The sequence below is a fragment of the Paenibacillus sp. FSL H8-0280 genome, from assembly GCF_045040665.1.
Taxonomy (GTDB): Bacteria; Bacillota; Bacilli; order Paenibacillales; family Paenibacillaceae; genus Paenibacillus; species Paenibacillus xylanexedens_A.
Genome location: NZ_CP150296.1, coordinates 629,051 through 643,614 on the forward strand (window position 1 = coordinate 629,051; position 14,564 = coordinate 643,614).

Below are 14,564 nucleotides of genomic sequence, written 5' to 3' on the forward strand. Positions count from 1 at the left end.
TGTTCACTCTCCCGCGTATAGTTTAACCCTGATCTTTACACCATTGGGTTCCCGATTGTTGATCTCAAGCCTGGCTGAGTGACCGGGATGTGAGTTCAATTGAAGTCGGCGTATTACATTTCGTAGACCTATGGATTCAGACTCGTCGGATTCTTGTGTGGATAACCCGGTTGTTGTATGACTTTGATGCAGCCATCCGCGGATCTCCAGTAATTTATCTTCAGGTATGGAGGGTCCGTTATTAATCAGTTCTATTTCAATCCAATGATCATCGATCCGGCGGCTGGATAGGGATATGTGACCTTTGCCAGGCTGAATATCTGCCCCATGTTTGAAATAGTTCTCAATTAAAGGTTGTAACGTCATTCTTGGCATTTCGACAGATAAGGTATCTTCGGCAAAATCCAAATCCACCTCAAGGCGGTCACCAAACCGCTCCTGCTGAAGTTCCAGATATAACCGGGCATGCTCCGCCTCTTCGCGTAAGGTCACGCAGGTCTGATCCCGCATGCTGTAGCGCAGCATTTTGGACAGGCTAGAGAGTAGTGTATATGCCCGTTGTCCTTGCTGTTGAAGGGCAAGTGTACCGATCGATTGCAGTGTGTTATATAGAAAATGCGGATGGATCTGCGCTTGCAACGCTTTGAGTTGATTTGTTTTATTGGCGATTTCGAGTCGATATTCCCGCAAAATAAGATTATTTACCGTATCCATCATATCCCGGAAATGACGAGCGAGCACCCCGAATTCATCTCGGCTGGATAGATGGATATCCACATGCAGACGCCCAGCTTGAATCTGGTTCATATACCGCATGAGTTGCTTGAGTGGACCGGTGATTCGGATGGAGATGAACAAGGTTGCAACAATGACCAATACAAGTGCTGCGATGGCAATCATCGCGTTATTCCGCGTAAGCGTGGTGGCTCTGGCATATAACGTCTCATTCGGAATCTGTTTGACAATGGTCCAGTCAGCGTACGTGCTGCCAAGTTGCTGGTATACATACATGGAACGATCCTGTTCAAAATGCCCTGCGACATTCTGGGTTGTACCTGCTCTAGATCGCGCGATATTCAGTTCACTAGCCGTTTCCTCTCGTAGTGCATCCGTATGATTGACCTCGGAACGTCCTTGGTAAATAATCTGATTCTGACCATCCACAACATAGATCTGTTCCTTAGCCGGATCATACAACCTGCTACAGATTGCTGCAATGGTATTCATATTCAGATCAATGGCGAGTACACCCAGACGCTCGGTGGACGGAATATCCTTGATTACCCGATGCAGGGTAATGACCGTTCTTTCAGGATCATCGGGGGAGGCAGCCTTGAATCCGTACGTGTGACTCATATGGGCCGATTCCACCCAGATATCCGGGCTGTCACCGCCTGTTTTTCCATGGAGCGAGCCGGAATAGGCCTGTTTGCGTTCCTCCCGCTTCGGAAAGGGATTTGTAATTAAGGTGGATTGATTGGCGACAAAAGAGTGCAAATACAGCTGGAATACATCCGGCACAGCCGCGCGTATCGTCTGCAAAGTGGTGTACACCTCGGCAACCGCACGATAATCACCAGGAATTTTTGCCAAGTTACGCAGAAAGTTTGGGTCGTTATACACAGCCAGCGACGCTCTGGCCACGTTATCCACATAGTTGTTGAGATTGGTGGACGCTTGGTAGATCAGGCGTTTGTTTTCTTCCACAGCTTGTTCCCGCAGGGCCGTCTTGGTCTGGATAAACGTCATGCTGATCGATGCGAGCAGCGGAAGGGTGGTAGCAATGAGCATAAAGGCAATCAATTTGGTGCGTATACTGTAGTATTTGGACATCGGAACACCCCTTCTGGTTGCAGGTTAAGAGAGGACAATATTTTACCCCCAACTGTTCACAAGGGTCGGTGTTTCCCTCGGTGATAATGGGGTTTAATAGAAAAAGAGACCAATTTCATCCATCTATAGAAGGGGAGAACGATATGAAGCATCGCAAATCTTCACAGCTGTTACAGCAGCTTGTGTTCGTGGGTCCCTCCATCGTGTTTTTTATTCTCATCATCGTGGTCCCTTTCCTGCTTGGCATGGTGTATTCCTTCACGGATTGGAACGGGGTATCCGAGAACATTAATTGGGTAGGGTTTGATAACTTCGTGCATGTTTTTGCGAATGATCCCAAGTTCCAAACGGCGTTTTGGTTTACGGTGCGCTTCACCGTGGTTGGTGTTGTACTGACCAATGTGATTGGCTTTTTCCTAGCGTATTTCCTGACCAAACCGCTCAAGACGAGAAACATTCTGCGTACGATCTTTTTTATGCCTAACGTGATCGGTGGGTTGTTGCTCGGCTTTATCTGGCAGTTCATATTTGTGAAAGGGTTTTCAGCAGTAGGCGATGTAACCGGCTGGTCCTTCTTCAACCTTCCTTGGCTGGGAGACGAACCAACCGCCTTCTGGGGAATCGTGATTGTGTTTGTATGGCAGACCGCAGGTTATCTGATGGTCATCTACATCTCATCTCTGACAAATGTATCCCCTGATCTGCTGGAAGCCGCCGAGATTGATGGCGCAAGTCGCTGGCAGGTACTGCGGAGCATCATTCTTCCGCTCATTATGCCGGGTGTAACGATCTGTCTGTTCCTAGCGATCTCCTGGTCGTTCAAAATGTTCGATCTCAATCTGTCACTGACCAAAGGTGGACCGTTCGGATCAACAGAGTCGGTTGCACTTAATATTTACAATGAAGCCTTTGTGAATAACAGATATGGCATCGGAACCGCCAAAGCACTCGTGTTCTTCGTAATCGTTGCCATCATCACCATGATTCAGGTACGTCTGACGAAGAGCAAGGAGGTAGAAGCCTAATGGAGACGACGAAAAATTACCGCTTCAGTACCATTTTAACCGAGATTGTCATGGTACTCCTTGGACTTTTATTCCTGGTTCCGTTTTACTTCCTGTTTGTGAATTCGGTCAAAACCTTCGGTGATCTACTCACCAATTCGGCTGCATGGCCGGAAGTATTTCAGTGGGGCAATTATGCTAACGCTTGGGAGAAAATTAACTTCCCGTCCGCGCTGATGAACTCGCTTATCGTTACGGTGGTCAGCAATCTGTTGCTTGTACTGATCAGTTCCATGGCCGCGTACCGAATGGTCCGCAGCGATACCCGGTTCAACCGGATTTTGTTCGGCATGTTCATTGCCGCGATGGTGATTCCGTTCCAGTCTATCATGATTCCACTCGTTACTGTAACCAGTAATCTGGGATTGATCGACAGCCTTGGCGGCCTCATTATCTGTTATCTCGGTTTCGGGGCACCGATGTCTGTCTTCCTGTTCCACGGATTTGTAAAATCCGTCCCACTGGAGATTGAGGAAGCAGCCCGGGTGGATGGAAGCTCGGTCTACGGGGTGTTCTTCCGGATCGTATTTCCACTCATGAAACCGATGTATGTAACCGTCATCATTCTGAACACACTCTGGATCTGGAATGATTATCTGCTCCCATCGCTGATCCTGCAAAGCTCCAACCTGCGTACGATCCCAATTGCGACCTTTGCACTCTTCGGTCAATATACGAAGCAATGGGATCTGGCTTTGCCGGCACTTGTGCTCGGCATCATGCCGATCATTATCTTTTTCCTGCTGATGCAAAAGTATATCATTCAGGGAATTACGGCTGGATCAGTTAAAGGGTGAGTGCGAGGGCAGGGTCGCTGCGGGCTCAAGCGGGGAGCGCGAGTGCAGGTCGCTACCGGGATCAAGTTGCGCTTTCGGTCGCTGTTGCTCCTCGGTGGCCTGAATGTATTAAGGCAAGGAAGCCACCGAGTATCAAAGGCGAACGCTCCGCTCCTGCATCGCATCCTGATCCCTTTGCTCCCACCTCGCATGGAGGTGTGCAAAGGGAGTCATGCCCGCATAGCTTGGGCATGACTCCTAGGGAAGAGAGCAATAAAGAGAAAAGACCGATAAAAAGAAATGACCAAGAAAGAAATGATTTAAAGACCAGGTTCGATAATGCAGAAGGTGAGTGCGTATGGGGAGGGCGCTGCGGGTTCAAGTGGGGAGTGCGAGTGCAGGTCGCTACGGGATCAAGTTGCGCTTTCGTTCGCTGTTGCTTCTCGGTGGCCTGAATGGATTGGAGCAAGGAAGCCACCGAGGTTCAAAGGCGAACGCTCCGCTCCTCCATCGCATCCTGATCCCTTTGCACACCTCGCATGGAGGTGTGCAAAGGGAGTCATGCCCGCATAGCCTGGGCATGACTCCTGAAGAGAAAGCATCGATAAAGAGAAAAGACCAAGAAAGAAGCTTGTATAGCCAGGAACTTCTTCTACAGAGTGAAGTGATGGTAAGCTCCTTTTTCAAAGCGCTAACGAATCCACCGCATCTTAATAGGTGGATAATCAAGGAATACAAATTGTAACGAACCTCAGTAACGTTATTTGGATGTAAAACGGCGTCAGAGCCCTAAAAATTGACCAAATCGACGAAATAACATCGCTGTGATTCGTTAGAATGGGAACCTGTGCAAATAGGTGCGAATAACGTGCGATCGGTTCGTTAGGATGAAAATACGCTTCAAGGGAAGGTTATTCTGTCATCGGAGTGCCAGTGTAAATATTCATTAGGGGAACTGTTATACTGAAACTACTATAGGGAGAGTGTATGTATGAAAAGAATGACAAAGTTGACGTTGCTTATGCTGATTGCTTTTTCGGTAATGCTCGCGGGTTGTGGCAATGGAGACAAGAGTGGCAGTCCGGTCAACACGGATACTCAAGGTGGTGGTGAGGCTGCTGCTGGAGATAAAACCATTAAAATCTTCCAATTCAAAGTCGAAATTGCGGAAGCGCTCAATCGTCTCAAAGCGGAATATGAATCCTCCCATCCAGGCGTCAAACTGGACATTCAGACTGTAGGTGGCGGCAGTGACTACGGTGCTGCATTAAAAGCCAAGTTTGCGGCTGGCGAACAACCTGACATTTTCAACGTAGGTGGTTACCGTGAATTGGATACATGGCTTGAATATCTGGAAGATCTGTCTGGAGAATCATGGGCCAAGGATGCACTCGAAGTAGCCAAAGAGCCAATGACCAAAGACGGCAAACTATACGGACAGCCGCTCGCGCTGGAGGGTTATGGTTTCATTTATAACAAAGACCTCTTCCAAAAAGCTGGTATTACCGAAATTCCAACGACACTGGAACAATTGGATCAAGCTGCACAGAAACTTCAAGCCGCAGGCATTACCCCATTCTCGAACGGATATCAGGAGTGGTGGGTGCTGGGTAACCATAATGTAAACGTGGCATTTGCAAATCAGGCAGATCCGGTGAAATTCATCCAGGGACTCAACGAAAGTACGGAGAAGATTCCTGGCAACCAAGTGTTCGCCGACTGGATCAACTTGCTCGACTTAACGCTGAAATACAGCAACAAAAACCCGCTGACAACCGACTACAATACACAAGTTACATTGTTTGCGAGTGGAGAAGCGGCGATGATGCAGCAAGGGAACTGGACTCAAGTTCAGATCGATGGAATCGATCCGAATCTGAATCTGGGTATCCTCCCAATGCCAATTAACAATGAACCTAATGACAAATTATTTGTCGGCGTGCCGAACTACTGGGTTGTGAACAAGAACTCTCAAGTGAAACCGGAAGCAAAAGAGTTTTTGGAGTGGCTCGTAACTTCGGATATCGGGAAACAATATATGACCAAAGAATTCAAATTCATTCCGGCGTTCAGTTCTATCACGGCATCGGAAGAGGATCTGGGTGACCTCGCCACAGATATTATGAAGTATAGCCAGGAGAATAAAACACTGAGCTGGAACTTTAACCGTTTCCCTGAAGGCGTTCCACAAGAGTATGGCAGCACAATTCAGGCTTACGTTGCGGGCAAATCGGATAAAGCCGGATTGCTTGATGCGTTGCAACAGAACTGGGATAGTCTGAAAAAATAATCCGGATCATGGGCGGTATCCACAGGTTACCGAAAACTGTTCAGAAATTTTTGGATAGAAAAGTTAGTCTATTAGATAAATAAGTCAATTGAAACAGGTTTGCCAGAAATCTTATTCTGGTTGGCCTGTTTTTGTTTTCCGAGGAGCCAATAGCGCTCTGAAAAATTCAAAGTTAGTAATATCCCTGAAATGTGGATAACCCGAAAGTAGTTTAACGATCTCATGACGAATTTAACACAGAGTTAATACTATATGTGGATATCCTGTGTGTATAACACTCTAAATGTGGACAAGTAAGGAGGAGTTGGAGCATAAGAGCATCTTTTGTTAACAGAAATACTTGTTTTCAACTAACTAGTACTGTATAGTTCTAAATATGACAAATACAAAAATGAACATGGGACCTGCCAAATCCAAAAGTTCCAATCCGGTGAACCGGACCAAGGCAGTTGAAGTGGCGGCACAATTATTTCTGCGTCAGGGGTACAGCTACGTCAGCATGGATGAAGTCGTGCGAGTGAGTGGGGTATCCAAGTCAAATATTTATTATCATTTTAAAAACAAGGAGGAACTGCTTCAGGCCGTGGTACAATACTGGATTGCCCAGTATGAGTCGGAGCTGTATCTGCTGCTCAGTCAGCGTGAGCGAGGAGTGGAGGAGCGTATCTACTCGTTTATGGCATTGCTGTCGGCAGGTATTGAGGGCCGTAATTACGAAGGGAGCTGTCCTTTTGTTACGTTATATATGCAGACACCGGACAGTGCACCCCAAGTGAAGGAAAGCATATCCAGATTCTTTCGTGAGCTTAGACCGATGGTGGAGAAGTTGTTTCAGCAAGGTTTGGATCGCGGTGAATTTCGCAAAGAGATCGAGCCGGGACCGGCTGCGTTGTTGTTTATTGCAGCACTGGAAGGTTCGCTAATCCTAGCGGGAACTGCCCGTGATGTTGGGATTATAGAACAATCGGCACGTACGTTTTGTCAGATGCTTCGTTAATCGAAGCTCTTTTTTTGAATATAACTAGTACTATATAGTACTAAAAGGAGCCGTAACAGAATGATTGTACATACTAACCGTGTATCCAATGAAGTAAACACAGCAGCAAATTCAACAAACATGAATCAGGTGATAAGCAAGTCTGATATTGCAACCACGACCATTTTTATGACAGGTAGTACAGGTTTTATCGGCAAAGAAACGGTCAAACAACTCACGCAGGGAGACGCACAATTGCTCTTGCTGGTTCGTTCGGAACAGCGAGCCAGAACTGTGCTGAAGGCTTATGGAGTGAAGGATTTCGACCGAATTACCTTTATTACAGGTGATTTGTCCATGTCGGGTCTTGGCCTTACCGCAGCGGACCGGGAGAGTGCTCTTGAAGCAAATGTGATCATTCATGCGGGTGGAACGATGGACGTCACTTTGGAACGAAAAGTAGCCGAACAGATATTCATGAACGGGGCCAGAGAAGTGGCACAGCTAGCACAGGAAATCCACCGTACTCATGGATTGAGACACTTTATCCACGTTGTTGGTTATATGAGTCCTTATGGAGAGCGGAATGAACAGGGGAATTATCTACAGGTTGAGCATGTGGATAACAATGAAAGTGCATATGAAGAGATGAAGTTCCATGCCGATCTGCACATTCGCGAGCATGCAGAACAGCATCACTATCCCTTATCCGTTGTAAATCCGAGTACAGTGGTTGGACCACGCCCCACAGGTGAAACCGAGCAAACGGGTGGGATTGGACTGCTCATTCAGGCGATTCAGAAAGGACTTATGCCGGTAGTGCCGGGAGGTTCATCCTATTGGTTACCGCTTGTGGAGAATGACATTGTTGCACAGACGCTTGTTTTTCTATCCAGGGAAGCTGCTCCAGTCGGAGGAACTTATCCACTGTTGGCGCGGAAGGAAGACAGTCCCAATATGAAGGAACTGCTGCAACTCTTGGCGCAGCAATTGGATGTATCCAAGCCCAAAGGGGCTGTGCCACTACCATGGATTCAATGGATCATGAAATCAGGTGGTTCACGCATCAGTGGTGTTCCAGCGGAGTCGGTTGCTTTTATCACCAACAGGTCATTCCCGGTTGAAGAGACGGAGGCTCTGTTCACACGTATGGGGCAATCCTGGCCGGACATCCGGGAGCAGCTTCCGCTGGTTACAGCCGATCTGGACTATCGTCTTCGGTATACGCCGTTACCTGAGGGTTTTCCGACAGATTATATTCGGTCACGGAGAGGAAATATGGCTATGCTTGGTTGGGAGGGCGAGGGAGAGCCTTGGATTATTGTGCATGGTTTGCTTCAATCTGCGGATGAGATGTTACCGTTAGGAAAACAGCTTAGGGACCTGACCGGGAACCCGGTATGGTTAATCGATCTCGCTGGATTCGGACGGTCCCCAGTACATCAGGGGGATGAAGCATTTGAAGGTCAGGTAGATGCACTGCTTACGGCTCTTGGTGAGTTTGAAGGTCCTGTGAAGCTGGTTGGTCATTCGATAGGGGCTGCTATTGCAGCTGCGGCACAGATGCGTAGCGGTCGGACAGACATTCGACTGGGGTTGCTTCAGCCAGTAGCTAACAATTCGAATCCGAATGTGCTGAGATGGATTTCTCGTTTGCCAAGAGGGGTGACGCGCTCCCTGCTGCGTGGTAGATCGGAGAAAAGTTGGAAGCGAATGTTCAGTTCACATAGCGGCGTAGGCGACAACGGTGTTATGGCCGATACCATGGGCAAGAGAATACGCTCCAGTCTCCAGTCCCCTCGCATTGCAGGAGCGCATGCAGACTTGTTGCGCTGGATCCACTCGGGTCAGAGGAAAGGCGCCAGATCAACGTTGTGGGCGAAAATGGAAAGTCAGCATTATGATAAGAATGTATTAGTTGTATGGGCCAAGGGAGATCAGGAATATCACTATCCCCAGGGTATGAACTCACAGGGCAAACGGCTAGATGTCCCCTATGGACATTACTTTCCGACGTTTCAGTATAAGGAAACAGCTGCAATCCTCGCAGAATGGGCCGATACCTTGAGGTGAGTTCAGGTTTGGACATGCAGGAATCCCGTGCCAATTGTCGAAAGGGTCAAGTCGACTTTTGAGAGCTGAACCAAAGACAGGAGAGATGAATGTATGAGCAAGCAACGTGTGGAAATCAGTAAAAATGTGCTAACGGAATGTCTCGGACTGCGCAGCGGAGAGAATCTGGTGGTTGTCGCAGACGATATGAAACGGGATCTGGCTGAATCCATCTATGAGGCAGGCAAAACACTTGGAGCAGAGTCGGTCCTGTTAATCATGAAGGAACGCAGCAGATCTGGAGAAGAGCCACCTTCGCCGATTGCAGAGGCCATGATTCGAGCAGATGTAGCCGTGTGTGTAACAAAATATTCAGTAACACATACCCAAGCACGCAAAAAAGCCGCTGCTTCAGGGACCCGAGTGGCAACCATGCCTGGCATGACAGAGGATATGTTTATGAACGGAGCCATTACAGCTGAATATTCACAAGTAAAGGCGTTGACCGAGAAGGTAACGGCTCTATTAACTGCAGGTCGCCATGTGCGAATAGAGAAGCAGGGCCATAGTCTTTCCTTTTCCATTGAAGATCGTAACGGTGTACCAAGCACAGGCATGTATTTGAACCCTGGTGAATCGGGCAACTTACCGTCAGGAGAAGCCTATATTGCTCCCGTTGAGGGCAAGGGCGAGGGCAGTATTGTTGTAGATGGTTCCGTTGCTGGAATTGGGGCACTCCGTGAACCGATGCTATTGACCGTTAGTGAAGGACGGTTGGTGTCAGCCGAAGGACCAGATGGGGATCAGTTACTGGAAACGCTTGGTGAGGGCGATGGTCGTTTTCTCGGCGAATTCGGGATCGGTACCAATAATAAGGCACGAATCACGGGTGTGGTGCTGGAAGATGAGAAGGTGTACGGCACAATTCATGTGGCCTTTGGCAGCAATAACACATTTGGTGGAACGATTGCCGCAGGTGTTCATATTGATGCAGTTGTACAAAAGCCGGACGTGTACATCGATGACAAGCTGATCATGCGTCAGGGTGAATTGGTCGAATAACTACAGCGAAGGAAATTGGGCATGTCCACAACGTGTCCACAGTAATGGATAACTGAAGCGAAAATTCGGATTTTACGTCAGATTTACAAACAAATACACAACATGTCCACATTAAATTAATGAATATCCACATGAAACGCCAAAGATATCCACAGCATGTGTGCAATATGTGCACAACTTATCCACAAATCAGGTATAACTCGTGTTTTCATGCGATAAAACAGTCGTTTTGGAGTAATAAAACAAGTTATCCACAGGAATAGCGCTTTTTTGTTCCAAGTATTTGAAAACATAGAAACAGATCCATAATATATGGGGATAAAAAAGACCAAAAATCGGCACAAAGCTGATCTTTGGTCTTTTTTTTGAATATCATTTTTCAATCCGATGTCAGGTTACTTACGCTCATTACTAAAACGACTGACTTCCACCACCCTCCATAACAGGGCAAATGAGCAGAGCGGAGACAGCAACTGTAATGCAACGTCTGTTGAAGTTGGCAAAATTGATCTGAAGCCTAAACATTTGATCAAAAATAACCGATACACCAAAGTAACATCTAGTGGGACGAAAGTAGTCTGATTATACGGAATGAGAGGGTATGGGGATAACTATGGACGAGGGAATGCAATATATTAATTTTTCGGTAGGAGATCAGATCTTTGCACTTCGAATTGATGAAGTTCATGAGATCATCAGAATGGTACAGGTAACAACAGTTCCATTTGGAAGTCCGGAGATCCGAGGTTTTGCTTCGCTGTACGGTAAGGTCGTTTCGGTGGTGAGTCTTCGTGTATTGTTGGGCATGCCAGACCAGGAGGATACCTCTTCTACACGTATTATTGTGGTGCCTTACAAAGGTGGATTTGTACCGCTGATTGTAGATATGGTCGATTCTGTCGTAAGTTACGATCGTTTCGAGGAACCAGCTGAGGAACACCGCCGTTTCATGCTTGGCGTTTTTGACAAAATCGGGTTCTGTGAAGATCATCGTGCAGGCATTTTGAACCTGGATGTATTACTGGGCAGCTTGATCAGATCATAGGAGTATAACGATCCGTAATTCTTTCAATATTCAGTATTATCCTTCGGTTTACCCAAATGTTCCTCATCCGCTTTTCGGGAGAAGGGACATTTTTTTGTGCCGCTAGGGCGTTTTAAGACACGCCCTAACCATCGAAATAACCACTTTTTATGGGCAAAGGTTTTTAAATCCGGTCATTTTCGTATATGATGGAGAGTAACAATGCGAAGGGATGACGGGAGACTTTAATGATGCAATCGCTGTATGGAGTATGGCTTGGTGACGTATTTTTTTGTTTTTCCGGTGAAACATCGGAACCACGTGTGGATGCATGGAGCCACGTGGTAAGAAGGTTGAATTTTGGCGACGGGGGTCGTCTGTTTCAGCCTGCCGCTCTGCGTCTTGCGGAGCTGCGCTGGCCGAATCCGCTGAGGAACACGGCTGAAGCGAAGAACACAAAGCGGCGTCAGCTGCTGGGGCGCACATTGGAAGGATTGGCAGTCTCGCCTAAGGATGCTTTCAGGTTGCTGCTGCAATGGGATGACCGTTTGTTAAATGCAGCCGGAATTCAGGTTGGAGAAGAGATGCGTTACTGGATCAAGGCGGCGCAGTTCACACAGGAGCTGTTGTTGCGGGGAGCAATTGCTCCATCGGCTGAATTCGCAGCAAAGACCGGAGCACGGCGACGGACCGGACAAGAGACATTAACAGGCGTATGGCGGCCACGCTTGCAGCAGGAGGAGGACATCGAACGCTTCCGCGATCTTGCTGAAGCGATGCCTCCAATTGGGTTGGCTGCTCCTGGAGCTTATGCTTCATTGGAACCGGAAACGCGTGAAGAAGCAGGGGCTGCGGTATTATTTTCATTCATGAGTGGCATGATTCATGCTGTAGTGACAAGTGAACTGGAGGGCATGGACAGTGAACTGTCCCGTTACCGCACCCCATATCGACGCGGATCTTCGCCAGTAGCCGAACTCTGGTGGAACAGTCTGATCTCGATGTTCCGTCCTGTGACGGTGCAAGGGCCGACGGACGATATGACAGCGTTTATTCATACGCTGCAAGAAGTTGGTGGAACGTCAATGCCAATTGTGGGAGCAGAAGAGATGGCGCCTGCTGAAGGCCAATTGAAGCTGGTGCTCCGCTTGGAGCCACCGCTGGGCGAACATGAAACGATCTGGGGGATCAGCTTTTGGGTGGACAGTGAGCAGGAACCAAGCCTGAGGTTGCCTGCACGGACTATCTGGGCACATCCAGAGCGAGATCTGGACCGAGGGAAGGTGTTGTATACCTCGGCGGCAGAGCAATTATTGATGGCACTCGGGCAAGCAGCAGAAATGGCACCTGAACTGGAGACGGCGCTGCTTACCGCTCGTCCGGAGGAAATTAAGCTGGAGCAGCAGGGTTTCTTTGAGTTTCTCACGCATGCGGTTCCACGTTTGCAGAAGGCCGGGATAACCGTTCTCATGCCTTCAAGGTGGAGTCGAGCCGGGAAACGTCGTGCGGGACTGCGTCTGCAGATGTTGAATCGGGGAACAGAGCGGTTGCCTGGAGCCACATCGGCACTGGGCATGGAACAATTGGTTGCTTTCAAAGCGGAGCCTATGCTGGATGGTAAACCGGTCACGGCGGAGGAACTGGCAGCATTGGCTGAATCCACAGTTCCGTATGTCATGTTCCGTGGTGAATGGATTGAAGTGGATACAAAAGAGATTCGCCAAGTCCTGCGTTATATGAAAAAAGAAGAAGAACAATATATGCCTCTCTCCGAATGGCTGCATCTGGCAGCGGATGAAGGGGAGGATTCCGCATGGAAGGGCCTTTCCGTCTTTGGTGCCGAATCCGATGGGATGCTCGCTTTCCTGCTCGATGGACAGGTGCTTCGCAGCATTGAGCCTCGTCAGGTTCCAGCAGAATTGCATGGTGAATTAAGACCTTATCAGGAACGAGGCTACCAATGGTTATCCGCGATGCGTGAGCTGGGCTTTGGCGTATGTCTGGCGGACGATATGGGACTTGGGAAGACGATTCAGGTAATTACCTGTCTGCTGGACCGCAAACACGAGGAACGCCAGGCGGCTGAAGAGGAAGCCCGTGAGAATGAGATGCTGAATGGATCAGATGATTCTTTCCCGGCGGATCAGAACACGAATGAGCAGCCTGTTCATCTGCCTGCACTTATTGTGTGTCCTACCTCGCTGCTTGGAAACTGGCAGCGTGAGCTGAAGCGGTTTGCCCCGGATCTGTCGCTGTACATTCATCATGGCGGACAACGGCTGCACGGGAATGATTTTCAGGCAGAAGCGCAGACGCATGACATTGTACTGACGACCTATCATCTGGCAGGCAGAGATGGCCCGGACCTGGCTTCATTGCACTGGTCCACCATTGTGCTGGATGAGGCACAATATATTAAGAACTACCGTACCAAACAAGCGCAAAGCGTAATGCGCCTGTCTACACTTCATCGTATTGCGATGACGGGAACGCCTGTAGAGAACCGACTGAGCGAACTTTGGTCGATTTTCCAGTTTCTCAATCCGGGGTATCTGGGCACAGCTTCATCGTTCCGCCAGCGGTATACGGGACTGGGGCCATCCGAAGAAAATGCAGCATCCTTGCGTGAGCTTCATCGACTGGTATCTCCATTCATGCTGCGCAGGCTGAAAAGTGATCCGGATATTCGCAAGGATCTGCCAGAGAAGCTTGAACTGAAATCCTATTGTTCTCTGACGCCGGAGCAGACGGTGTTGTACCAGCGTGTGGTGGATGATCTGATGGGTGGTCTGGACGGCAGAAATGGCATTGCCCGGAAGGGGATTGTTCTGTCCTCCCTGACCAAGCTCAAGCAGATCTGTGATCATCCGGTGCTGGCGGACAGTAATCGGAAAGACCACGGCAAGGCTGAGGCATCCGGTAAGATGGAACGTTTGCTTGAATTGCTGGACGCCATCCGTGATAACGGGGAATCGGCACTGATCTTCACGCAATATGTTGCTATGGGAGATCTGCTGGTAGCACGATTGAAACAGCGATATGAGGAAGAGCCGTATTTCCTGCATGGTGGTGTGTCGAAGGCGCAAAGAGATGATATGGTGGAGACTTTCCAAAAAGGAGAGGGGCCGTCCATGTTTGTTCTATCTCTTCGTGCCGGAGGTGTGGGTCTGAATCTGACACGGGCGAGTCATGTCGTTCACTATGATCGGTGGTGGAATCCTGCGGTTGAGAATCAGGCAACGGACCGTGTATTCCGAATAGGGCAGAATCGCAATGTGCAGGTGCATAAGTTGATCTGTCAGGGAACACTGGAGGAACGCATTGATGAACTGATCGAAAGCAAAAAGGCACTGTCCGAGCAGGTCGTCGGTTCAGGTGAGAACTGGCTGACAGAGATGTCGGATGATGAACTGCGTGGTCTGATCTCACTTCAGGGTGAGACGTGGCTGTGACCTTGAAAGATCAGGAGAATATAGATGTTGAGAAA

Annotated in this window: 9 protein-coding genes; 8 read left to right on the top strand and 1 reads right to left on the bottom strand. The window is 48.6% G+C overall.

The window, feature by feature from the left end; genetic code table 11:
* Nucleotides 1-3: 3 nt before the first annotated feature.
* Nucleotides 4-1,833 (bottom strand): sensor histidine kinase, encoded by a 1,830-nt coding sequence (locus MHI12_RS02955; protein ID WP_405171480.1) that lies wholly within the window; start codon nt 1,831-1,833, stop codon nt 4-6.
* Between the two features lie 143 nt (nt 1,834-1,976).
* On the opposite strand from MHI12_RS02955, the gene MHI12_RS02960 reads away from it, so the two are divergent.
* The 8 genes from MHI12_RS02960 to MHI12_RS02995 all read left to right on the top strand — a co-directional run bounded on the left by MHI12_RS02960 (nt 1,977) and on the right by MHI12_RS02995 (nt 14,529).
* A complete protein-coding gene (locus MHI12_RS02960) occupies nt 1,977-2,858 on the top strand; it encodes a carbohydrate ABC transporter permease (RefSeq protein WP_036607341.1) in 882 nt (293 codons plus the stop codon).
* Nucleotides 2,858-3,694: a carbohydrate ABC transporter permease gene (locus MHI12_RS02965; protein WP_340031783.1), complete on the top strand. Its 837-nt coding sequence runs from the start codon at nt 2,858-2,860 to the stop codon at nt 3,692-3,694. Before MHI12_RS02960 ends, MHI12_RS02965 begins: the two co-directional genes overlap by 1 nt.
* A gap of 970 nt (nt 3,695-4,664) precedes the next feature.
* Entirely contained in the window at nt 4,665-5,963 is a 1,299-nt protein-coding gene (locus tag MHI12_RS02970; RefSeq protein ID WP_405171481.1) for an ABC transporter substrate-binding protein, read from the top strand.
* Between the two features lie 430 nt (nt 5,964-6,393).
* On the top strand, nt 6,394-6,960 hold the full coding sequence (locus MHI12_RS02975; RefSeq protein ID WP_036607516.1) for a TetR/AcrR family transcriptional regulator: 567 nt from the start codon (nt 6,394-6,396) through the stop codon (nt 6,958-6,960).
* 60 nt (nt 6,961-7,020) lie between these two features.
* Nucleotides 7,021-9,012, top strand: a complete 1,992-nt coding sequence (locus tag MHI12_RS02980; RefSeq protein ID WP_405171482.1) for an alpha/beta fold hydrolase — start codon at nt 7,021-7,023, stop codon at nt 9,010-9,012.
* Between the two features lie 93 nt (nt 9,013-9,105).
* The gene (locus tag MHI12_RS02985; protein WP_405171483.1) at nt 9,106-10,053 is read left to right on the top strand and encodes an aminopeptidase; all 948 of its coding nucleotides are present in this window, start codon (nt 9,106-9,108) and stop codon (nt 10,051-10,053) included.
* A gap of 613 nt (nt 10,054-10,666) precedes the next feature.
* A complete protein-coding gene (locus tag MHI12_RS02990) occupies nt 10,667-11,098 on the top strand; it encodes a chemotaxis protein CheW (RefSeq protein ID WP_017690859.1) in 432 nt (143 codons plus the stop codon).
* Between the two features lie 227 nt (nt 11,099-11,325).
* Nucleotides 11,326-14,529, top strand: a complete 3,204-nt coding sequence (locus tag MHI12_RS02995; protein WP_405171484.1) for a DEAD/DEAH box helicase — start codon at nt 11,326-11,328, stop codon at nt 14,527-14,529.
* Nucleotides 14,530-14,564 lie beyond the last annotated feature (35 nt).

Excerpts from the sequence above, each read along its gene's own strand:
- MHI12_RS02955 (WP_405171480.1), bottom strand. The coding sequence starts at position 1,833 with ATGTCCAAATACTACAGTATACGCACCAAATTGATTGCCTTTATGCTC.
- MHI12_RS02960 (WP_036607341.1), top strand. The coding sequence starts at position 1,977 with ATGAAGCATCGCAAATCTTCACAGCTGTTACAGCAGCTTGTGTTCGTG.
- MHI12_RS02965 (WP_340031783.1), top strand. The coding sequence starts at position 2,858 with ATGGAGACGACGAAAAATTACCGCTTCAGTACCATTTTAACCGAGATT.
- MHI12_RS02970 (WP_405171481.1), top strand. The coding sequence starts at position 4,665 with ATGAAAAGAATGACAAAGTTGACGTTGCTTATGCTGATTGCTTTTTCG.
- MHI12_RS02980 (WP_405171482.1), top strand. The coding sequence starts at position 7,021 with ATGATTGTACATACTAACCGTGTATCCAATGAAGTAAACACAGCAGCA.
- MHI12_RS02985 (WP_405171483.1), top strand. The coding sequence starts at position 9,106 with ATGAGCAAGCAACGTGTGGAAATCAGTAAAAATGTGCTAACGGAATGT.
- MHI12_RS02990 (WP_017690859.1), top strand. The coding sequence starts at position 10,667 with ATGGACGAGGGAATGCAATATATTAATTTTTCGGTAGGAGATCAGATC.
- MHI12_RS02995 (WP_405171484.1), top strand. The coding sequence starts at position 11,326 with ATGATGCAATCGCTGTATGGAGTATGGCTTGGTGACGTATTTTTTTGT.